The sequence below is a fragment of the Gordonibacter urolithinfaciens genome, assembly GCF_900199375.1.
Classification (GTDB): domain Bacteria; phylum Actinomycetota; class Coriobacteriia; order Coriobacteriales; family Eggerthellaceae; genus Gordonibacter; species Gordonibacter urolithinfaciens.
In genome coordinates, this window is sequence record NZ_LT900217.1 from 130,595 (window position 1) to 150,565 (window position 19,971).

The 19,971-nt window shown below is 69.4% G+C and carries 17 protein-coding genes; 2 read left to right on the forward strand and 15 right to left on the reverse strand.

The genetic code is table 11. From position 1 onward, the window contains the following. The 11 genes from pyrR to BN3560_RS00655 all read right to left on the reverse strand — a co-directional run bounded on the left by pyrR (position 1) and on the right by BN3560_RS00655 (position 13,275). Complete coding sequence (pyrR, locus tag BN3560_RS00605) at positions 1 to 588, reverse strand: bifunctional pyr operon transcriptional regulator/uracil phosphoribosyltransferase PyrR (protein WP_087189703.1); 588 nt, start codon at positions 586 to 588, stop codon at positions 1 to 3. Between the two features lie 360 nt (positions 589 to 948). Beyond that, a complete protein-coding gene (locus BN3560_RS00610) occupies positions 949 to 1,656 on the reverse strand; it encodes an NPXTG-anchored protein (RefSeq protein ID WP_096226581.1) in 708 nt (235 codons plus the stop codon). A 181-nt stretch (positions 1,657 to 1,837) separates the two neighbouring features. Next, positions 1,838 to 2,632 (reverse strand): class B sortase, encoded by a 795-nt coding sequence (locus BN3560_RS00615; RefSeq protein WP_096226582.1) that lies wholly within the window; start codon positions 2,630 to 2,632, stop codon positions 1,838 to 1,840. Between the two features lie 536 nt (positions 2,633 to 3,168). Next, complete coding sequence (locus tag BN3560_RS00620) at positions 3,169 to 3,993, reverse strand: hypothetical protein (RefSeq protein WP_096226583.1); 825 nt, start codon at positions 3,991 to 3,993, stop codon at positions 3,169 to 3,171. A 64-nt stretch (positions 3,994 to 4,057) separates the two neighbouring features. Then, positions 4,058 to 4,981: an AmmeMemoRadiSam system radical SAM enzyme gene (gene amrS / locus BN3560_RS00625; RefSeq protein ID WP_227115416.1), complete on the reverse strand. Its 924-nt coding sequence runs from the start codon at positions 4,979 to 4,981 to the stop codon at positions 4,058 to 4,060. Next, positions 4,974 to 6,401: an AmmeMemoRadiSam system protein A gene (gene amrA / locus BN3560_RS00630; protein WP_096226585.1), complete on the reverse strand. Its 1,428-nt coding sequence runs from the start codon at positions 6,399 to 6,401 to the stop codon at positions 4,974 to 4,976. The genes amrS and amrA overlap by 8 nt, the downstream gene beginning before the upstream one ends. Before the next feature lie 170 nt (positions 6,402 to 6,571). Beyond that, positions 6,572 to 7,324 carry a formate dehydrogenase accessory sulfurtransferase FdhD gene (locus tag BN3560_RS00635; protein WP_096226586.1) on the reverse strand — a complete coding sequence of 251 codons (753 nt, stop codon included), beginning with the start codon at positions 7,322 to 7,324 and terminating at the stop codon, positions 6,572 to 6,574. Positions 7,325 to 7,342: 18 nt separating this feature from the next. Further along, on the reverse strand, positions 7,343 to 8,221 hold the full coding sequence (locus tag BN3560_RS00640; RefSeq protein ID WP_096226587.1) for a formate dehydrogenase accessory protein FdhE: 879 nt from the start codon (positions 8,219 to 8,221) through the stop codon (positions 7,343 to 7,345). A gap of 199 nt (positions 8,222 to 8,420) precedes the next feature. Then, on the reverse strand, positions 8,421 to 9,188 hold the full coding sequence (locus tag BN3560_RS00645) for a cytochrome b/b6 domain-containing protein (RefSeq protein ID WP_096226588.1): 768 nt from the start codon (positions 9,186 to 9,188) through the stop codon (positions 8,421 to 8,423). Beyond that, positions 9,188 to 10,114, reverse strand: a complete 927-nt coding sequence (locus BN3560_RS00650) for a 4Fe-4S dicluster domain-containing protein (RefSeq protein ID WP_224768066.1) — start codon at positions 10,112 to 10,114, stop codon at positions 9,188 to 9,190. Before BN3560_RS00650 ends, BN3560_RS00645 begins: the two co-directional genes overlap by 1 nt. An 11-nt stretch (positions 10,115 to 10,125) precedes the next feature. After that, positions 10,126 to 13,275, reverse strand: coding sequence for a molybdopterin-dependent oxidoreductase (locus BN3560_RS00655; RefSeq protein WP_147611925.1), 3,150 nt, complete (start codon positions 13,273 to 13,275; stop codon positions 10,126 to 10,128). A gap of 419 nt (positions 13,276 to 13,694) precedes the next feature. Between BN3560_RS00655 and BN3560_RS00665 the strand changes: the two genes are divergently transcribed. Both BN3560_RS00665 and selD read left to right on the forward strand, forming a co-directional pair. Next, a complete protein-coding gene (locus BN3560_RS00665; RefSeq protein WP_087189693.1) occupies positions 13,695 to 15,023 on the forward strand; it encodes a Na+/H+ antiporter NhaC family protein in 1,329 nt (442 codons plus the stop codon). 232 nt (positions 15,024 to 15,255) lie between these two features. Beyond that, positions 15,256 to 16,371, forward strand: a complete 1,116-nt coding sequence (selD, locus tag BN3560_RS00670) for a selenide, water dikinase SelD (RefSeq protein ID WP_096226590.1) — start codon at positions 15,256 to 15,258, stop codon at positions 16,369 to 16,371. A gap of 263 nt (positions 16,372 to 16,634) precedes the next feature. Here the strand turns inward: selD and BN3560_RS00675 are convergent, their stop codons facing one another. The 4 genes from BN3560_RS00675 to BN3560_RS00690 all read right to left on the reverse strand — a co-directional run bounded on the left by BN3560_RS00675 (position 16,635) and on the right by BN3560_RS00690 (position 19,797). After that, positions 16,635 to 16,886: a putative Se/S carrier-like protein gene (locus BN3560_RS00675; protein WP_096226591.1), complete on the reverse strand. Its 252-nt coding sequence runs from the start codon at positions 16,884 to 16,886 to the stop codon at positions 16,635 to 16,637. A gap of 11 nt (positions 16,887 to 16,897) precedes the next feature. Then, positions 16,898 to 17,521: a sulfurtransferase-like selenium metabolism protein YedF gene (yedF, locus tag BN3560_RS00680; protein WP_096226592.1), complete on the reverse strand. Its 624-nt coding sequence runs from the start codon at positions 17,519 to 17,521 to the stop codon at positions 16,898 to 16,900. A gap of 170 nt (positions 17,522 to 17,691) precedes the next feature. Continuing rightward, entirely contained in the window at positions 17,692 to 18,837 is a 1,146-nt protein-coding gene (locus tag BN3560_RS00685) for an aminotransferase class V-fold PLP-dependent enzyme (protein ID WP_096226593.1), read from the reverse strand. A gap of 177 nt (positions 18,838 to 19,014) precedes the next feature. After that, a complete protein-coding gene (locus BN3560_RS00690; protein ID WP_096226594.1) occupies positions 19,015 to 19,797 on the reverse strand; it encodes an acyl-CoA dehydratase activase in 783 nt (260 codons plus the stop codon). Between the last annotated feature and the right edge of the window lie 174 nt (positions 19,798 to 19,971).

The window sequence follows — 19,971 nt, forward strand, 5'->3', positions numbered from 1 at the left end:
CTATTCACCTCCCAGCGGTGCCGAACCCGCGCGGGAGCCCGGTGCGATTTCCAGAATCTCGACCTCGGACTTGCCGTCCGTCTCCTCCAGGAAGAGGCGCACGTTCTCGTCCGCCGCCGACGGCACGTTCTTGCCCACGAAGTCGGCGCGGATGGGCAGCTGACGGTGCCCGCGGTCCACCAGCACGGCCAGCTGCACCGTGGCCGGGCGGCCGATGTCCATGAGCGCGTCGAGCGCGGCGCGGATGGTGCGGCCCGTGTACAGCACGTCGTCCACGAGGACGATGTCCTTGCCGTCGAGATCGAAGAAGATGTCGGTGGAGTGCACCTCGGGAGCGAGATGCGTCGCGAAGTCGTCGCGGTAGAAGCTGATGTCGAGCTTGCCGAGCGGCACCTTCGTGCCCTCGATCTGCTCGATCTTCTCGGCCAGGCGCTTGGCGAGCAAATCGCCGCGCGTCACGATGCCGACGAGCGCGATGTTGTCCGCGCCCTTGTTCGCCTCGAGGATCTGATGCGCAATGCGCGTCAACGACCGCTCGATCTCGTCCGCGTCCATGCAGACGGTCTTGACTGTGCCGGTGTCGGTCATGCACCCACCCCTTCCGTTCGGGATGGTACAGGCGACCCTCACCCCGTCGTGCGGTTCGCGCCTTCGCGCTCCCCCGCCTCGCAGGCGCCTGTCGCCGGGCAAGAAAAAAGCCTCCGCGACAGACAAAGGCTTCGACTCCGCGCGCTCTTTTCCGGGCGAGCGCTTGGTGGCTGTTACCTTGTCGGTCTCTCTGTACCGCTTTTAAAGGACTGCTCGCAGTATATGCGGTTTACCCGCGATATGTAACCCCTTTTATGCAGAAATTTACGAGAACGTGCATAATCGAATTTCCGGTCGCAGCGCGAGCGGCGGCTCGCGCGAGCCGCCGTTCAGATGGCACACCGGATGTTCGAAGCGTTTCTACGCGAGTTTGCGGCGCAGCGCGAAGGCCACGACTCCGGCGGCGGCCAGCATGCCGAAAGAGGCGCCCGCCACCGCACCGGCATCCATGCCGGTCTTCGGCGAGGTCGCGCCCGTGTCGGTGCCGGACGGCAGCGCGGCTGGGTCGTCGACGGCCGGTTCGTCCGCATCCACCTTCGAGGGAACGAGCGTCATGATGAAGTCGGCGTTGTAGAAGGCATCGGCCGTCTGGTCGCCGAGGTTGAGCATCTCGGACGTGAAGTTGAAGCTGCTCTGGCTGGCGGCCCTCGTCACCTCGAACGTCTTAGCGGTGCCGGCGCTGCCCGCGCTCGGCTTCACGTGCACCTCGAGTTTGTTGCAACCAGCGTATTTACCGCCTGCGATAAGCGCCGCGCCGAAATCGATCTTCTTGGTCGCGCTCTCGGCAACGACCCTGAACGAGGGCATGCCGTCCAGAGCGTCGTCGGCCGTCTCGCTCGTAGCGATGATGGCAAACGAGGCTGCCCTCGTCTCGCCAGAGAGGACGAACGAGCCGTCCTCGTTCGACGCGCTCTCCTGCCACGGCCCGATCGAGCGGGTCGCTGCTCCCGTCTCCTGCGCGGTCGCCTGATCCGCCGTCGGCTCAGCCGCTTCCTCGGCCCATGCGAGCGCAGGGAGCGCGCACGCGAGCATTCCGGCGCACAGAAGCGCCGCCAGTTTCTTCCTCATCTCACACCTCTCTCATTGGCGCGCCCCCACAAGAAGGCGCGTGCGAACCACAGCTTCCTCATGCTAAAGCACAACCACACGCCAATCGACCCGTAAGACGAAAGCAGACTTCTCCTCTGCGAAATAGGAAAAGTTTCAGCAATAGCAGCAGCACGGCGAGCGACGTTTTGGCAGAAAACCCCTATGCAGCCGCAGTTGTTTGGTCGTCAGTCAGCACACCGGTAACGAGGTAGCGCACAGGATCACTCGTGAAGGCCGATCGGCACGTGCTCAGCTGGACGAGCTTGCTCTCGGCGTTAAGAGCGATGCCCTCGCGCACGTTGGCTTGCAGGTCGTCGGGGGCGAGCACGGAAGCGAAATAGTTCTCGCGCACCACCGAATCGGCGAAGTCAAATGAATTCAGGATATGGCGGTCATCGTATTCATAGGCCGCCGCCACGCGATACGTGAGGATATGCCCGGGAATGTAAACATAGAATGCCTCGTTCGCCGCAAAGAAGGCGGGATCTTCGAAGCTATGCAGCGTGGCGAACATGCCATCGTTCACGATGTTGTGACCATAGAGCACCGTGACCGGGTCGGTAAAGTCCTTGGCATTCGCCATCTGAGAGAACACAGCGCCCTCTACGGCGCAGTTGCCGCGGTAGTCGTGGTCCAGGTAGAAGAAGTCGTCCCCGGCGCGCTGCGCCACCGGCAGGTTGACGTTCGTGTTCGGCACGTAGATCCACGCGTACAGGTCGGGATTCTCCGCCTTTAGGGCGGCGAAGTCGATGGGGTTCTGCGGTCCGGCCTCCTGCGCCTCCACCGTGGGTTCCACGGCGGGCAGCGGCGTCTGGGCGACCTCCGCCACGGCGCGGTCTATCTGCCGCTGCTGCCACACCAGGAAGCCGAAACCGGATGCCGCGGCCCCCAGCAGCACGACGAGCAAGACGGCCAGGACAACGGCGGCCCGTGGCCGCGCTGGGCGCTTCTCCACCGAACATCCTCCCACTCGACACGCCGCGGACGGGCGCGTATCGGACACGATCCGACCTATCCTAGACGCCGCCGGCCACCGCCGTCAACGAGCCGGGCGAAACCGGGGCACTGCACCGCGAAAAGGGCGGGGAGGCATCTGCCCGGCAAAGGCGCAGCAGGCGAAAGTGCAGGGCGCGGAGGCGCAGGAAGCGAACGGGAGAGCCTACGGATCGCGTAGCTGGAACGCAGGACACGGCGCTGGCAGGAACGCAGAGCAGTGCAGCGGGATCGCCCGGCCGAAGCGCGGCCGCGGCAGGGTCGGCGGCGCGCGCCGCCGGCAGCTCAGCCCGTTCACGTTGAGACGCAGGCCGGGATGCCGGCGTACCATGAGCACGCCGTCTGCCAGCGCTTGCTCCATTATCCAATTGCCCAGGTCGTAGAAGCATGGGTCCTGCTCGAGCCACGGCACGAAACGCCCGGGCAGCACCTCGCCGTAGGGCTCGCCGCAATTCCGGACGGCTTTACGTGGCTATCCGACCGTGCGCCGCACGGTGGTCACTTGCCGAGCTCCGCGAGGCGTGCGCGGGCTTCGGGCACGGCGGGCAGGCGATTGCCGTTCTCGACGACGAAACGAAGGCACTCCCGCTCGCGCGCCCCGTCGCCCTGGCGCCGGCGGACGGCCGCCTCGTCCGCAGCGGCCAGCACGCGCATGCGCAGCGGATAGCCTTCGGTCTCCCTCACGTGCGCGAGCTTCGGGGCCAGCACGCCGTCGTCGCCGGACAGGCGGGCTTCCAGTACGCCGCGCTCCCAGGCAAGGAAGTTACGGCGCTGGGCGGTCTCGGCGGACGAGTCACCCTCCAGCAGGCGCTCGGCCTCCTCCACGGCCCCGAGCGCCGGTCGGGCGCCCAACAGCCTCTGCACGACCGGCTCCATGTTCACGAGCAGCGCCGCACGCTCGCGCTCATCCTGCGCCTGCGCGGCGCTCGCGCGCAGGCCCTCGCCGATGCGCGCCGCCTCCTCGACCTGGCCGCCATCGGCAAGCGCCAGCGCGTAGAACGACAGGAACCACGAGCCCGCCTCCGTGTACGGCTCCCCGATGGCGCGGGCGGGCGCGGCGGCCTGGGCGCGGAAGGCGTCCGGGTCGCATCCGTCGTTGTAGAGCGAGACGAGCTGCTCGGCCTTGCGGTCGGCCAGCTGCCCCATGAGGCGCGGCATGACGTACAGGCACGCGAAGAACAGCATGAGCGACGAGAACAGCCCCGGCAGCGTCTTGACCACGTTGCCGCCCATCACCAGGGAGAAGGCGGCGAGCGATGCCGCGGGTATCAGCACCGACAGCGCGTAGGCGGCCCAGACGTACTTCTTGAAATAGCGCAGCATGGCTCTCCTCGGTTCGCGGGTTAGGAGCCAGTATAGCGGAACCGCGGGAACGGAGGGAGGGCGCTCAGCAGTTGCCCAGCAGCACGTCGTCCAGGTGGCGCCGGGCAACGTCGGCCAGGCGGCGCAGGTCGGCCGCGGGCGTGGGCGGGCGGTCGGTCAGGCGGTGGCAGGGGAAGAAGCGCGTGAGATGGTACGGGATGGCGGGGTCGAGCGAGGCGAGCCAGGCGGCGGCCGCGTCGATGGTCGCCTCGTCGTCGTTCAGGCCGGGGACGACGAGCGTCGTCACCTCCAGGTGGCAGCCGGGTGCCGCGGCCAGCGCGGCGATGGTGCGCCTCACGGCCTCGAAGTCGCCGCCCGCCACGTCGTAGAATTCCTGCGAGAACCCCTTGAGGTCGATGTTGGCGGCATCCAGGAGCGGCACGAGCCCGGCGAGCGGGCCCGCGTTCACCATGCCGTTGCTCACGAGCACGTTCGCCATCCCCCGCCCGCGCACGAGGCGCGCGGTGTCGGCGACGAACTCGATGCCCACGAGCGGCTCGTTGTAGGTGTAGGCCACGCCCACGCAGCCGCGGTCCCGCGCCTCCAGAGCGAGGTCCGCCAGCTCGGCGGGCGCCATCGGGCGCCACGGCACGTCGTCCGGCCCGGCGCAGGCGATGGAGGCGTTCTGGCAGAACGGGCAGCGCAGGTTGCAGCCGTAGGAGCCTGCCGACAGCACGAGCGAGCCGGGGTGCCAGCGCGCGAGCGGCTTCTTCTCCACGGGGTCCAGCGCAAGCGACGTCACGCGGCCGTAGCTCTCGCAGACCACCTGCTCGCCGCGGGCGACGCGGGCGCGGCAGAGGCCCTGCCGGCCCTCGGCGGGCGCGCAGGCGTGCGGGCACACGCCGCAGACGGCCCGGCCGCCGTGCGGCGCATCCTCGGCGGAGGACCGGGGCGCGCCGGCGCACCCCTCGGGCACGGTCCCCGACTTAGCTGCTCCCGGCTCAGCCACGGCGGGCCTCCCCGCCGCGGTCGTGGCGCACGACCTCGAAGCGCTCGAGCCGCACACCGCCCTCGTCGGGCGCGATGCCCGCCTTCGCGCGGGCGATGGCAACCTGCTGGGCCGCCGTGTCCACGCCCTCCAGGTTCGGCAGCAAAAGGCCGCGCCGGCGCCCGAGCGTCACGATGACGCCGTAGCGCGCCGGGTCGAGCGCGGCCTCCGAGTCCACGGGCTCCGGCGGGAACAGCACGTCCACCGAGTACGACAGCGCGTCGAGCTCGCCGGCGCCCACCGGCGGGAAGCGCGGGTCCTCGCTCGCGGCCGCCGCGCCGTTGCGGATGATCTCGTCGGCGATCGAGCCGGTGACGGGCTCGACGGTGCCGATGCAGCCGCGCAGGTCGCCGCCCTCGTGCAGCGACACGAACACGCCGGCGCGCGCGTCGGCCAACTCAGGCGGCAGTCCGTCGGGGCGCGCGAGGGGCCTTCCCGTGCGCACGAAGCCCTCCACCGCGGCGCGCGCGAGCGCGACGAACGGGTCGGCCCCGTCCTGCTCAGCGGCCGCCGCGTCCTCGGCCCCGCGCGCGTCGGCTTCCGCGTCCACGCCCGCGGCAACCGCTCCGTCGCCCTTCGGCCCCTGCACCTCGAAGGCGGCCACGGCGTAGCCAACGCCGAACGGCCCCTCGTAGCTCAGCAGCTCGTGGGTAACCGGCACGCCGTCCAGCGCGCCGGCCATGATCTGGAACGAGCCAAGGCCGCACTCGGCCGCCGCCTCGCGGAACGCCGCATCGATCGAGAAGAGCCCCTCGAGGTCGCCCTCGTCGAAGAGGCCCGTGACCGTGCGGTCGAACACGGGGCCTTCGGGCGCAAAGCCGTAGGGGCCGTCCTCCTTCAGCTTGTGGGACAGGTCGCCCGAGGCCACGAGCACGCAGGCGCGGTCCAAGTCGCAAGCCGCCTCGGCAACGCAGCGCCCGACCTCGCGGTGATCGGCGGGGGTCAGGCCCGAGAGTCCCACGCGCACCAGGCGGTAGCCGGCATAGCGCTCGTTCACGAAGTGGAGCGGCACGAACGTGGCGTGGTCGAGCTCGCCGTCGCGCATGCCGCTGCCGCAGATGGGCACGCCGCGGGCGCGGGCGCAGGCCGATACCGCTGCGGCGAAGGAGGGGTCGTACGGCACGTTCATGGCGGCCTCCCACGCGTCGAACCGCCCCATGTCGCCGTGGGCGGCGTCGCCGGTGGAGATATGGAAGCAGTCGTAGTAGAGCGGCGCATGCGGCGAGACCACGACGATGGTGTCGGGCGCATGAGCGGCGATGCGGCGGGCCACCTCCTCGTAAGCGTCGACGGTGGCCTGGATGGCGCGCTCCTGGCCGTGCCCCACCGCCGGCACGATGAGCGGGGGATGCGGTACGACGTAGGCGGCGACGATGCTCATGGGCGGCTCCTAACCTTGCAGGCTCGGCCCGCCGCACGGCACGTCCGGCTCGGGAGGCTGGCGGGCGCTTTTCCGCCATTGTACAACGCCGGGCCGCGCCCTGCGAGCCTTGCGCGCGGCCGCAGGCGATCCGGCACGCAAGCGTTGCCGGGCGCCCCGTCCGCCGAAGCCTAGCCCGCGATGCGGTCGGGGCAGGACAGGACGCGCAGGCGGCCGTCGCGGCAGTGGGATACCAGCGTCACGCCCAGCTCCTCGGCACGCCGGGCCGCCTCGTCGGTGGCGGACTTGCGGCTCACGAGCACGGGGCAGCCGGCGCGGTGGGCCTTGAGGGCCATCTCGCAGCTGATGCGTCCCGTGATGAACAGGGCCTTGTCGTCCAACGGCACGCGGTCGAGCCACGCCTGGCCGATGAGCTTGTCCATGGCGTTGTGCCGCCCGATGTCCTCGCGCACGAGCAGAAGGCCCCCCGTGCGGCCGTCGCCCAGGCCGCAGCCGTGAACACACTCGCCGGTGTTGCGTCGCGGGCTGCGCTCGCAGAGCTCGTCCATCTGGGCGAGCAGGGCATCGGCGTCGAAGCGCGCGGCGGTCTCCAGGCGCCGGGGGCTCGGCACGCCCCCGCCGTCGGCCAGGAGCGCCGAGCGGGCGCAGCCGGCCGAGGTCACGCGGTGCAGCGGCACGTAGCCCTCCGCGGCGCGCTCGCCGCTGGCCACGTACACGGCCGCCGCCTCGGGGTCGGCCGTCACCTCCACGAAGCGCTCGCGGTCGGCGATGAGGCCCTCGGACAGGAGGTAGCCCACGGCCAGCTCGGCCAGGTCGTACGGGCTGCCCTGGCTCACCGCCACGGGCGCGTCGTTCAAGAATATGCGGATGGGCCGCTCGGCCGTCGTGCGCGGCGCGGACGGGCGGTACTCGATGACGGCCATGCGCCCCCCTTCCCTTCTCTAGCCCCGCTCGGCCGCGATGGCGTCGAGCCGGGCCATGACCACGTCCTCCACCTCGAACGAGAACGGCGCGAGCGCGTCGTCCGCGTAGACGGTGCGCAGGTAGCCGCCGCACTCGTCGCAGGTGGCGATGCGGTGGGCGTCGTCGCCCTCCACGTTGTAGTAGTGCAGGTGCGCCTGGTTCTGCGTGCCGCAGCGGGCGCAGCGCACGCGCTCGATCTCCCACGACGTGCCGCACTGCGCGCACCAGAGCGTCTTGCCGCGCCCTTGCGTCGAGTTCTCGCCGCCCACGCGACCCGCGGCCGGGGCGCCGCCGCACACCGGGCACGCAAGGGGGTGCGGCGCGTCGCAGCCCGCCTGCCCGAGCGCGCGAGCCGCCGCACGGGCAGGCTCCTCCAGCTGCGAGCGCAGCGCAAGCGCCGCCACCAGCGCGGCCGTGCGTGCCTGGTCCTCGGTCATGCCGTCGTCTGCCAGCAGCTCGGCCAGGGCATCCAGATAGGCTGCCGGGTCGCTGCCGGCCAGCCCGAGCGGGCTCGCGGCAACGATGCGGTCCCACCTCGTGCGGCCGAGCGCCTCGGCCGTGCCCGCGGCGAAGCCGCCGTGCTCGGCCGCGCAGGCAGCCGCGCGCCCGAGCGCTACGGCGAACGGGGCGGCCCCCACCGTTGCCGGCGCGTGCGCGAGCACCGGCTCGCCCGCCGCGAACCAGGTGCGCAGGTCCTCCGCGCACGGCGCGTCCCAGCCCTCCGCGGCGGGCGCGTCGGCCGCCGCCTCGTCCAGGGCGCCCCACAGCTTGCGGAAGAACGCGAGGCGCGCCATCTCGCCCTCGTCGAGCTTCTCGCGGTAAGCGGCCAAAGCCGCGTCGATCGCTTTCAAATTCATGCCGTATCCTTGTCAGTCAGTTGCGTCGATCCGTACCGTCCGGGCCGTCGGCGTCGCTTCCTCCGCCCGTGCCCGGCCTTTCCTCGGCGCGCCCTTGGCGCTGGCCGTTCGCAGGGGCTCTCCCCCGAGCGCCCCTGCGAACGGCCAGCGGAGCAGCCGGGGCACGATCCGCCCCGGCAGCCCCGCAAAAGCGGCTCCCTTAAGCCTTCTTCTCTATCACGTTCTCGCCGGAAGCGATTTCCTTGCGAGCCCAGTGGCCCCAGTGGTACAGGGCGTCGGACTCGGAGACCATGCCGTCGCCGAACATGAGCTTGTACGTTCCCCGGTACGGCTGGAAGATGCCCGCACCCAGGAAAATGTGCGCCAGCCCGAACACCGCGATCAGCAGAAAGCCGATGTCGTGCAGGAACAGCGTCAAGCCGTGCACGCCCGACCCGAAGTCAAAGAGGGTCGTGCCCAAAAGCAGGATGACGCCCGTGATGCCCATGAGCGCGCCCGCGAACCACAGCATGCCGTCGGCGAAGCGCTGGCCGCTCTTGACCTCGCGCTGGTCGGGCATGTGGATCCACTTGGCCATGAACAGGTAGGGGAAGAACAGCATCATCCACTTCTTGTCGTCCGAATCCCACCGGTCGAACAGGTTCTTGAAGATGTGCTTCACACCCTTGGGCGCCATGATGGCGCTGATCAGGGGCACGATCACGAAGATGACGCCGATCACGCGGTGCGACATGCGGATGGCGAACACCGTGTCCGCCCCCGCCGCGGCCGCCAAGGCCGGAACGAACACGAACAAGCCCGAGATGCACAGCAGGATGCACGCGATGATGGTGATGCCGTGCGTCCAGCGCGCCTGCTTGGAGTGGCGGCGGATGTAGCGTTCCGCGCCGCTTGCCGCCATCTGCTCCAAGAACGCCTTGTTCTTGGCGGTTTCCTCGGCGGAAACCATAACGGGTCCCTTGCTCATCAGTTGCCTCCCTTCTTGCCCGGGAGGTTCTCGGTAATGTGCTCCATCACCGTCTCCTCGTCCTGGCCGTCGCCATGCTTGACGACCTGGCCGGTGTCGACGGAGATCGTGTCCTCCGTCTCGGGGTTGTACGCCAGCTTGTCGCGCTTGTAGCCGACGCCGAGCGCGAACATGGCGGCGAGGCCCGCCACGGTGAGCCCCGTGACGGCGCCCGTGATCGGCTTCATGATCTGCGTGAGGCCCACCACCGGGTTAGCCTGCGGGTTCTCCACCTGGCCATGTGCGGCCACGCCGTACTTCAGCACCTGGATGACATGCAGGCCGCCCATCTCGTCCTCGCCGTAGACCACCGCGTCCTCGTAGCCGCGGGCCTTGAGGAAGTCGGCGCGCTCGTGCGCCAGCGCTATCATCTCGTCGCGATCGCCGAACACGAGTGCGTCCGGCTGGCACGTGGTGACGCAGGCGGGCTCCCTGCCCTGCTCGATGCGGTCGACGCAGCCCGTGCACTTGTTGACGGTCGTGCGCAGGCCCTCCTGGTAGCGGGGGACGTCGAACGGGCACGCCGTGGAGCAGTACTGGCAGCCGATGCACTTGGACTCGTCCACCGTCACCAGGCCCGTGGCCTCGTGCTTGGCAATGGCTCCGGCCGGGCAGATGGTGGCGCACGCGGCGTCGGTGCAGTGCTGGCACGAGCGGCGCCCGAAGGCCCACTTCACGCCCTTGTCGCCACCTGCCTCCTCGTTGAAGGAGATCAGGATGCGGGTGGTGCCGTTCAGGTCCATCGGGCTCTGGTACGAGCCGGTGGACGGGTTGCCGTTCTTCTCGAGCGTCGACGGCAGGTCGTTCCAGCATTTGCAGGCCACCTGGCAGCCGCGGCATGCGCTGCAGCGCGAGGTGTCGAACAGTATGGCTTTGTCACTCATCATTCAACACCTCCCTAGATCTTCTCGATGTCGACGAGGAACGCCTTGTACTCGGGCACCCAGCAGTTCGGGTCGCCCACGTTCGGCGGCAGGTCGTTCACGATGTCGCCGGTGGCGTACTCGCCCGCCCAGCCGAAGTGGTGCGTCATGCCCACCTGGTGCACGGTCTCGCCGTTAACCGTGAACGGCTTGAAGCGCGGCGTGACAAGGGCCATCACCTCGACGGAGCCGCGGTTGTTGCGCACGCGGACCTTCTCGCCGTTCTTGATGCCCTTCTCCTCGGCCAGCTCCAGCGACATCTCCACGAACTGCTCGGGCATGGCCTCGTTGAGGGCCGGGCACGTGCGGGTCTGCCCGCCGGTCTGCCAGTGCTCGGTGACGGAGTACGTGGTCACCGCGATGGGGAACTCGGAGCGGTCGCCGCGCTTGACCGACTCGAACTCGGCGAAGCGGACGCACGGCGAGTTCTGCCGGCCGTTCATCTGGTTGTCCGCCGGGCTCTCGAAGGGCTCGTAGTGCTCGGGCAGGGGCCCGTCTCCCATGCTGTAGCTCTCCAGGCGCGCGTTCTGCTCCCAGAGCATCATGAACGCCTTGTCGTTGGGGGGCACGGGCTTGCCGTTGGACACGGCCACGAAGTCGCCCACGTCGTTCTGCACCCACTTCTCGCCCGTCCACTCCACGAGCGTGCGCTCGGGGTTCCACGGCTTGCCGTTCAGGTCGGCCGAGGCGCGGTTGTAGATGATGCGGCGGTTGAGCGGCCAGGCGAACGACCACTTCGGATGCAGGCCGAGGCCGGTCGGGTCGTCGGCCACACGGCTGCCGATGGCCTGCTCGGCCGGATCGAGAGGTGCCTCGTTGTTGGCCCAGAAGCCGGTGTAGATCCACATGCCGCAGGCCGTGGAGCCGTCGGCCTTGAGGTTCGCGAAGGTGGAGAGCAGCTCGGTCTTCGGGGCCGCCGAGGTGGTGTTGCACTCGGTGCCGTCGTACACGTAGCCGTTGAGGGCCCAGGCCACGGGACGCGGGTCGATCTTGCCGTCCACGTAGTAGTCCCACTTCGTGTTCACGATGGGCTCCGCCGCGACGCCGCCCTCCTTCTTGTAGAGGTCGACGATGGCCGTCCACAGCACGTCGCAGATCTCGTAGTCGGGCTTGGCCTCGTCCCACGGCTCGACGGCCTGGTAGCGCCACTGCAGCCAGCGGCCGGAGTTCAGGATGATGCCGGGCTTCTCGTAGATGAGCGCGGCCGGCAGGAAGTACACCGTGGTGTCGATATCGGCCGGGTTCATGTCGGGGGCCTTCCAGAAGGTGGCGGACTCCGTCTCCACCCAGTCGGCCACCACGAGCCAGTCGAGGTTCGCCATGGCGCGGCGCACGTTGCTCGCGTTCGGCGCGGAGTGGCAGGGGTTCATGCCCCAGTTGAAGTAGCCCTTGATGACGCCCTGGCTCATGAGCTCGAACGAGCCGATGATGGAGTAGTCGGGGCTCTTCGGCACCTTCGGCCACCAGTCGTAGCCGTAGTCGTTGTCCACCGTGGCCGCGTCGCCGAACCACTCCTTGAGCGCGGAGACGACGAACTTGGGCTTGTTGGTGTAGTAGCCATCGGAGTAGGTCTCCTTCTCGCACCATTTGCGCAAAGACGGCGTGCCGTATTCGGTGGGCCAGTTCAGGTAGCCGGGCTGGTTCGCCACGAGCATGCCCATGTCGGTGGCGCCCTGGACGTTGGGCTCGCCGCGCAGCGCGTTCACGCCGCCGCCGGCCACGCCCACGTTGCCCAGCAGCAGCTGCAGGATGCCCATGGAACGGCAGTTCTGCGCGCCGTAGGTGTGCTGCGTCTGCCCGAGGGCGTAGAGGATCGTGCCGGACTTGTCGGGAGCGCCCGTGGAGGCGTAGGTGGCGTACACCTTCTCCAGCAGGTCCTTGTCCATGCCGCACACGCTGGACACGGTGTCCAGGTCGTAGCGGGAGTAGTGCTTTTTCATCTGCTGGAACACGCACATCGGGTCCTGAAGCGTCATGTCGCGCTTGGGCACCTCGAGCGTCGGGGGCGTGAACTCCGGCACGCCGGGCGCTGCGGCCCACGCGTAGGCGCCGCCCTCGGAGGTGTCCCAGGTCTTCGTCGTCTCAACCTGGTAGTGCCAGGTCTTGGCGTCGTAGGCGGCCGTGTCCTCGTCGAAGCCGGAGAAGATGCCCTCGTTCACGTCGAAGGAGTACTGCTCGTCCAGCAGGTAGGAGGCGTTCGTGTAGTTCAGCACGTACTCGTGCTGCCACAGGTCGTGCTCGATGATGTAGTTGAACAGGCCGCCGTAGAAGGCGATGTCGGTGCCCGAGCGGATGGGGCAGTAGATGTCCGCCATCTCGGCCGAGCGCGTGTAGCGGGGGTCGACCACGATCCACGTGGCGCCGCGGTCGAGGGCCTTCTGCACCCACTTCGACGACACGGGATGGTTCTCGACGTTGTTGGAGCCGATGGTCATGATGACGTCGGCGTTCTGCATGTCGCAATAGTGGTTCGTCATGGAACCGCGACCGAATGTTGCTGCCAGACCGGCAACCGTGGGGCTGTGTCAAACACGAGCCTGGTTGTCGATGGCTATCACCCCTAACGACCTCATCATCTTGTTGATGAGGTACTCCTCCTCGGAGTTCTGCTGGCTGCCGCCCAGGCTGGCAATGCCGTGGCAGCGGTTTACCGTGATGCCGTCGTGCACGGTCTCGAAGGTCTCGTCGCGGGTCTTCTTGACCCACTGCGCTATCTCGGCGACGGCGTCGTCCCAGGTGATGTTCTCCCACTCGGAGGCGCCGGGGCGGCGGACCATCGGCTTGGTCTTGCGGTTGGTGTTCTTGATGATCTCGCGCGTCTCGGGATCGACCACGTTGCGCAGCTGGAACATCGTCGCGCCCTTCGGGCACAGGCCTCCCTGGTTGATGGGGTGGTCGGGATCGCCTTCGAGGTTGACCAGCTCGCCGTCGCGCGTCGAGCAGATGACGCCGCATCCGCCCGAGCAGTAACAGCAGATGTTCGTGTACTCCTCGGTGTTCACGAGCTTCCAATCGGGCGACGTCTCAACGGCAAACGCCTCCGACTTCGAGGACAGCTCGAACGCCATGGACGTGGCGAACGCAGCACCGGCGGCTTTGAAGAAGCCCCTGCGTGACAGGTTCATGTCCTCTCTCTCCTTCCTTCTCGTCCTATGGGAACGTGCAGTGGGTCGCGCGGCAGGGCGGGGAGCCTGAGGGCATGGGAGGGCGCCCGGCCCCGCTGCGTGATCCCGGTGGTGACACCGGGGAAATGCCCTCGTCACCCGGCGAACTGATCGTACCATAGGGGGCGCGCCGGGCCCGTCCTGCGCACTGCAGCTCCTTTGCAGGCCTTTCGGCGAACGGTGCATGAGCCTATTCCCACCAGGGCGAACGGCGGTCAAGCCAGGGCGAGCGGCTCCAACCGGGCAGGTAAAGGGAGCCAGTTCCGCGGCAAGCGGAAACACGCGGGCGGCGCGAAACGTCGATGAGCGGGCTCGGGGACGCACGCACGCCGCATTGCGCTACAATAGGCGGGTTGCTGGTTCGGAGGAAGGGGAAGTTCATGGAGAAGGGCAACGTCAAGGCGCTCCTGCCCATCGGGGTGTTCTTGGTGCTGTATCTAGGGCTGGGCGTGTTGTTCGAATACGGGATGGGCATCCCCATGGGTTTCTACAACATACCCATCGTGGTTATCTTCCTGGTGGCGCTTCTGGTGGCGTGCGTTCAGAACCGCAAGCTGCCCTTCGACGACAAGCTGGTCGTCATGGGTCGCGGCATAGGCGACAAGACCATCGTCACCATGGTGCTCATCTTCATGGCGGCCGGCATCTTCGTGGGCACGGTGGGCCGCGACAGCGCCGAGAGCGTGGCCTACCTCATGCTCTCCGTCATTCCCGCGGAGTTCTCCGTGCTGGTGCTGTTCGTGGTGAGCTGCTTCGTGTCGCTGGCCATGGGCACGTCGGTGGGCACCATCACGCTCATCACGCCCATAGCCGTGGCGGTGTCGACGGCCTCGGGCTTCGACCTGCCGCTGTGCGTGGCCAGCGTCATGGGCGGCGCGATGTTCGGCGACAACCTGTCGTTCATCTCCGACACCACCATCGCGGCGTGCCAGGGCCAGGGCTGCCAGATGAAGGACAAGTTCCGCGAGAACTTCAAGATAGCCGTGCCGGCCGCCTTGGCGACGCTCGCCATCATCCTGGCGCTGTCGCTCGGCTCGGACATCAGCGGCACCGTGAGCCATGACTACGACCTGATCCAGCTCGTGCCGTACCTTATCGTGCTCGTGGGCGGCATCGTGGGCGTGAACGTGTTCGTCGTGCTTTTGCTGGGCATCCTTTCCGGCTCCCTCATCATGGTGGCCACCGGCGCCACCGCGGCCACCGACCTTCTGGCCAGCATGGGCTCGGGCGCGGCCGGCATGTTCGAGACCACGATGGTGGCGGTGCTCGTGAGCGCCATCTGCGCGCTCATCCGCGAGTACGGCGGCTTCACCGCGCTTCTGAACGGCATCAAGAGCCTGTTCAAGAGCAAGAAGGGCGGGCAGCTGGGCATGGGCCTGCTGGTAGGCGCCATGGACATCGCAACGGCCAACAACACCGTGGCCATCGTCATCGCGAACCCCATCGCCGCCGACATGGCCGAGACCTACGATATATCGCGGCGCAAGACGGCGTCTATCCTCGACACGTTCTCCTGCGTGTTCCAGGGCGTCATCCCCTACGGCGCGCAGATGCTCGTGGCCATATCGGCGGCGGCGGAGCTGGGGTATGCGGTGTCCGCGTTCCAGATCATGCCCTTCCTGTTCTACCCGTTCCTGCTGCTGGCAAGCTCGCTCGTGTTCATCTTCCTCGTGCCCGACAAGCGCGGCCACGAGAGCGAGAAGGCGTAGCCGGCGTGCGGCTCGGGCTGCTTGCCGCTCCCACGTTGCGCAACGCAAACCCCCGCGCGGCACGGCGCCCGGAGCCGGGAAGGCGATAGCCCGTCGCATGCCGACGGGGCACGTGACGGGCGGCTGACCGCTGGCAGGCGCGGCATGCGGGGGCGCGGCGGGCTGCTATACTGTCCGACGACGAAAGAGGCCCGCCCGAGGCGGCGAGGCGCGGCATGCGGAAGGAGGCACCGTGGACGAGATCGAGCGCATCAGGTTGACGAAGCTCACGTCGAAGGGCGGTTGAGCGGCCAAGTGGGGTCCGGGCGACCTCGACGACATACTGGGCGCGCTTGCGGCCGCTGCCGGCGGCGGCGCGTCGGGCACAGGCGGGCAGGACGCTGCCGGCGACGCGGGCAGCGGGGCCGGACGGCTGCTGCTCGGCTTCAACACGTGCGACGATGCCGCCGTGTGGCAGCTCTCGGACGACTCGGCAGCCGTGCTCACCGTGGACTTCTTCACGCCCATCGTGGACGATCCCTACGAGTTCGGGCGCATCGCGGCGGCCAATGCGCTCTCCGACGTGTTCGCCATGGGGGCCGAGCCGCACGTGGCGCTGAACCTGCTGGCGCTCGACTGCGCGCTGGGCGCGGACGTGGCCGGCGCCATCCTGCGCGGCGGCGCGGACGCCGTGCGCGAGGCGGGCGCGCTCGTGGCCGGGGGCCACACCATCGACGACGCGGAGCCCAAGTACGGCCTCGCGGTGTTCGGCACCGTGCGCCCCGACCGCATCGTGCGCAACGCGGGGGCGGTGCCGGGCGACGCGCTGTACCTGACCAAGCCGCTGGGAACCGGCATCATGGTGGCGGCGCGCGCCTGCGACCTCGTGGACGACGCGGGCCTGCGCCCGGCCGTGGAGTCCATGATGGAGCTGAACGCCGCCGGCGCCGCCGCGCTCGCGGAATCCGGCGTGCACGCGGCCACGGACGTGACCGGCTTCGGGCTGGCCGGGCACCTGCACGAGCTCTTGGAGGCGAGCGGCTGCGCCGCCGCGCTCGACTTCGAGGCGCTGCCGCTGTTCGAGGGCGTGTGGGACCACGCGCGCGCCTACTGCCGGCCGAACCGCCTGTTCACCATCATGGACCAGGCCGAGCGCTACGTGGCGCAGGGCGCGCTTTCCGACGAGGAGTACGACAACCGCCTGGCCGTGGTCTGCGACCCGCAGACCTCCGGCGGCCTGCTGGCCGCCGTGCCGCCCGAGGCGGCCGGCGCCTTCGAGCGCGCCTTCGAGGCACGCGCCGGCCGGCTGCCCGCGCGCATCGGGCGCGTGGAAGCCGGCGAGCCGGGGACGATCCGCTTCGCAGGGTGAGGCTGGGGGAGGGGCGACGCCGGCGCCCCTCCCCTCTTGCCACAAGTCGCGCCCTACCTTCTCTCCGAGGCGCCCCCTTCCCCTTCTCGAGAAGCACAGTTTTCACCGATTCCTGCATTCTCGGAGACAAGATCGCGCCTCTCGTTCGCCATGGATGGCCTATGCGGGACGTTCTGCCCGTTCGTCGAAAGCGAGTCCGGCCATACGCGGGGCAATCATGTCAAAAAGCGGTGATTACTGTGCCGGACGCCGGCATCCCCCGCCTACAGCTTTTCCAGCAACACGTACTCCCCCGCCTGGTCGGCGTAGAGGGCGGCAAGGCCGCGGGCTTCGGGCACGGCGACGGCGAGGGCGCGGGCCGCGGCTGCGTCCTCGGCCTCGAAGCGCAGGGTCATGCCGCAGCTCGCGGTGATGGCGCGCGGGGTGGGGATGACGGCGGGGTTCACGGCGGCGAGCGCCTTGTTGGCGGCCATGGCCGCATGGGTGGACTCGAAGGCCAGCAGGTAGCGGGGCACGTCCGTCCTCCCTATAGCGTGATGACCTTGGCCGCCTCCTGCATGCGGCCCAGGATGTCGTACATGTTGGAAACCTCGCCCACGGCCAGCTGGTCCTTGCACCCGTAGAAGTCAAGGCACGTGCCGCATACGAGCACCTCGGTGCCCTTCTCGGCGAGCGCGCGCACGCTGTCGACCACCTGCTGCTCGCCGCCGGCCACGAGCTTCACGCCCGCGTTCATGAACAGGAGCGACGCCGGCACGTCGTCGGATTCGGAGAGCGTGTACAGCGCCATCTTCATGAGGTTGTACCCGAGCTCCCCGTCGCCCGCGCCCACATGGTCCTTGCCGACGAACACGGCATAGCCGCACCCGCCGCCCGCCGCGCACGACGCGCCTGCGGCGACGGGAGCCGCCTCGGGAGCCGGGGCCGGGGCCGCCGAGCCGTCTCCCTCGGCGAACGACACGAGCCAGCCGCCCTCGATCTCGTCCACGGACACGGCCAGGCCCGTCTTGCCGCCCAGGCGCGTGAGGTTCTTCACGGCCGTCTCGTTGTCCACCTGCACGGACAGCTCGCGGCAGCCCGCGTCTATCTCCTTCTTGGCCAGCACGAGCGGCTTGGGGCACTGCATGCCGAAGGCGTCGATTATCTTCATGGTAGGTTCCTTTCCGTCTTTTCCCGTTTCCCCGCCCGCCCTGCGCGTCGGACGGGGCTATTGCGCAGTCGCACGAGTCGTGCCGGCCGCGGTTCGACCGGCGCGAAACAGGGCCGCGATGCGGGCGACCCCGTGGCCCGGCGGCGGCCCTGCGCGCGACCCGGCGGCCGTCAGCCTGCGTCGCGCGCGACGGCCGCAAGGGCCGCGAGGCCCGCTTCGATCTCGTCTTCCGTGGTGAAGCTGGAGAAGCTGAAGCGCACGGCGCCGCGCTCCTCGGTGCCGAGCGCGCGGTGCATGAGCGGGGCGCAATGGGCGCCTGCGCGCGTGCAGATGCCGAAGTCGCTGGACAGCCGGTCGGCCACGAGGGCGGAGTCGGCGCCCGCCACGTCCACCGCCACGATGCCGCACCGGTCGATGCCGCCGTGCCCGCCCAGCACGCGCACGCCGGGCACGGCGGCGGCGCCGGCCTCGAAGCGCTCCGTGAGCGCCTGCAGGCGCGCGGCCACGTTGCCCACGCCCGTGCGCTCCAGGTAGGCCACGCCGGCCGCCAGGCCCGCCAGCCCGTGGGCGTTCACCGTTCCGGCCTCCAGCGCCTCGGGCATGAAGCGCGGATGCCGTTCGTCGAAGCTGTGCGTGCCGGAGCCGCCCTCCAGAAGCGGCGGCACGTCCACGCCCTCCGCCACGGCCAAGCCGCCCGTTCCCTGCGGCCCGTACAGGCTCTTGTGGCCGGTGAAGCACACGATGTCGGCGCCGAGCGCGCCCATGTCCAGCGGCAGCGCGCCCGCCGTCTGCGCGGCGTCGAGCACGAACAGCGCGCCGGCCTCGTGCGCGAGGCGCGCCATGCGGGCCACGTCGTACACGTCGCCCGTGAGGTTCGACGCGTGGGTGGCCGCCACGAGGTCGGCGCCCTCTTCCAGCAAGCGCTCGTAGGCGGCGAAGTCGAGGGCGCCGTCCGGGCCGACGGGCGCCACGCCAACCGCGCACCCGCGCTCGTCGCGCGACTTGAACAGCGGCCGCAGCACCGAGTTGTGCGAGGCAGCCGTCGTCACGGCGCGGCCGCCGGCGGGCAAAAGCCCCGCGATGGCGATGTTGAGCGCCATGGTGGCGTTGGCCGCGAACGACACACGGGCCGCCGAGGGCGCGCCCAGGAGCCGCGCCATCTTGTCGCGCGCGTCGTACACGGCCATGCCGGCGTCGATGGACGCCTCGTGCACGCCGCGCCCCACGCCGCCGAACGAGCCGATGGCGCGCGCCACGGCCTCGGCCACCTCGGGCGGCTTGCGCCGGGTCGTGGCCGCGTTGTCGAAGTAGATCATGGGAGAGCCTTTCCGTCATTCTTCTTCCCGCATCATACCAGTTCCCCGCCTTGTGCCGAAAACGCATCCGCACCTGCTACGGAACCGACAGGAAAAACGGGTCTCCGCCGCGCCGCCGAGCCTCCGCCGCGGAATCCTTCCGTCGCGCCGGCGCCCACCCGAACGCGCGCAGGGCGCTCACCGTCTTCCAGCGCCCCCCTGTGCCGCCTGCTCCAGCGCGCAGAGCGCCGCGCCCAGAGCGCCGGCGAAACGGGCCTCGGGACAGGTTTCCACCGGCTTGCCCAGGCGCGCGGCGAGGCGCTCCACCACGTAGCCGTTGTCGCACAGGCCGCCTGTGAGGAAGTAGGCCTCGCCCGGCATCTGCGCCGCGAGCGCGGCCACGCGGGCCACCACGGACTCGATGACGCCGTTGGCGATGTTCTCGCGCGGCTCGCCCTTTCCCACGAGCGAGATGACCTCGGACTCGGCGAACACGGTGCACATGCTGGAGATGACGGTGGGCGTGCCGGCGCGCGCGAGGCGCGCGAGCTCGTCCTGGTCCACCGCCAGGCGGTCGGCCATGATCTCCAGGAAGCGCCCCGTGCCGGCGGAGCACTTGTCGTTCATGACGAACTTCCTCACCGCGCCCCCCGCCAGCGCGATGACCTTCGTGTCCTGGCCGCCCACGTCCACCACCACTCCGTCGCGCCCGAACAGGCGCGCGGCGCCGCGGCCGTGGCAGGTGATCTCCGTGACCACCTTGTTCGCGTAGGGCACGGCAACCCGGCCGTAGCCGGTGGCCACGACCGAGCTCCCGTCCGCGTCGATGCCCGCCTCGGCCAAGAGAGAGCGCACCCGCCGCGCGGCGTCCACGCTGCTGAACCCCGTGGGGCACAGGAACGTGCGCGCGAGCGCGCCGTCCCCGTCCAGCACGGCGACCTTCGTGGCGGTGGACCCCACGTCGATGCCCACGTAATGCATGGCCTTCCTTTCCTGGTACGGTCTCGGACGCCCCGAAAACCGGGGCGCTCCGCGGTTTGCCCGTAGGGGGCGTGTCAAAAGTCCCAGAGCGCAAGTTCGCCAGGGAACCGTCTCGTAGGGCAAGGGCTCTGCCCTTGCCGTAACCTGCGAGGCGACCCCGCTCGCCGGCAAGGG

Bases quoted from the DNA above. Each gene is read 5' to 3' on its own strand.
- BN3560_RS00610 (WP_096226581.1), bottom strand. From the start codon at position 1,656: ATGAGGAAGAAACTGGCGGCGCTTCTGTGCGCCGGAATGCTCGCGTGC.
- BN3560_RS00650 (WP_224768066.1), bottom strand. From the start codon at position 10,114: ATGATGAGTGACAAAGCCATACTGTTCGACACCTCGCGCTGCAGCGCA.
- BN3560_RS00620 (WP_096226583.1), bottom strand. From the start codon at position 3,993: ATGCTGCGCTATTTCAAGAAGTACGTCTGGGCCGCCTACGCGCTGTCG.
- BN3560_RS00685 (WP_096226593.1), bottom strand. From the start codon at position 18,837: ATGATCTACTTCGACAACGCGGCCACGACCCGGCGCAAGCCGCCCGAG.
- BN3560_RS00635 (WP_096226586.1), bottom strand. From the start codon at position 7,324: ATGGCCGTCATCGAGTACCGCCCGTCCGCGCCGCGCACGACGGCCGAG.
- amrA (WP_096226585.1), bottom strand. From the start codon at position 6,401: ATGAGCATCGTCGCCGCCTACGTCGTACCGCATCCCCCGCTCATCGTG.
- BN3560_RS00640 (WP_096226587.1), bottom strand. From the start codon at position 8,221: ATGAATTTGAAAGCGATCGACGCGGCTTTGGCCGCTTACCGCGAGAAG.
- pyrR (WP_087189703.1), bottom strand. From the start codon at position 588: ATGACCGACACCGGCACAGTCAAGACCGTCTGCATGGACGCGGACGAG.
- BN3560_RS00690 (WP_096226594.1), bottom strand. From the start codon at position 19,797: ATGCATTACGTGGGCATCGACGTGGGGTCCACCGCCACGAAGGTCGCC.
- BN3560_RS00645 (WP_096226588.1), bottom strand. From the start codon at position 9,188: ATGAGCAAGGGACCCGTTATGGTTTCCGCCGAGGAAACCGCCAAGAAC.
- BN3560_RS00665 (WP_087189693.1), top strand. From the start codon at position 13,695: ATGGAGAAGGGCAACGTCAAGGCGCTCCTGCCCATCGGGGTGTTCTTG.
- yedF (WP_096226592.1), bottom strand. From the start codon at position 17,521: ATGAAGATAATCGACGCCTTCGGCATGCAGTGCCCCAAGCCGCTCGTG.